The organism is Escherichia sp. WS338, assembly GCF_046486405.1.
GTDB lineage: Bacteria > Pseudomonadota > Gammaproteobacteria > Enterobacterales > Enterobacteriaceae > Escherichia > Escherichia coli.
Map to the genome: position 1 here is coordinate 1 of NZ_JBJQLL010000115.1, position 524 is coordinate 524.

Annotated in this window: 1 protein-coding gene and 1 pseudogene; both read left to right on the forward strand. The window is 56.9% G+C overall.

Annotation, left to right across the window (positions count from 1 at the left end; translation table 11 throughout):
* A pseudogene (locus tag ACJHWT_RS25520) lies at positions 1–225 on the forward strand (tail assembly protein); the annotation flags it as partial.
* 60 nt (positions 226–285) lie between these two features.
* On the forward strand, positions 286–524 hold a 239-nt coding region (locus ACJHWT_RS25525; protein WP_143364693.1), incomplete at its 3' end, for a host specificity protein J.

A 524-nucleotide genomic window follows, 5' to 3' on the forward strand; every position in this document is an offset into this window, starting at 1 on the left:
GGTGTGGCGCAGATGCTGGCACCGAAAGCCAGAACTCCCCGTACACAGACAACGGATAACGGTAAGCAGAACACCTATTTCTCCTCACTGGATAACATGGTTGCCCAGGGCAATGTTCTGCCTGTTCTGTACGGGGAAATGCGCGTGGGGTCTCGCGTGGTTTCTCAGGAGATCAGCACGGCAGACGAAGGGGACGGTGGTCAGGTTGTGGTGATTGGTCGCTGATGCAAAATGTTTTATGTGAAACCGCCTGCGGGCGGTTTTGTCATTTATGGAGCGTGAGGAATGGGTAAAGGCAGCAGTAAGGGGCATACCCCGCGCGAAGCGAAGGACAACCTGAAGTCCACGCAGCTGCTGAGTGTGATCGATGCCATCAGCGAAGGGCCGGTTGAAGGTCCGGTGGATGGATTAAAAAGCGTGCTGCTGAACAGTACGCCGGTGCTGGACACTGAGGGGAATACCAACATCTCCGGTGTCACGGTGGTGTTCCGTGCCGGTGAGCAGGAGCAGACACCGCCGGAGGG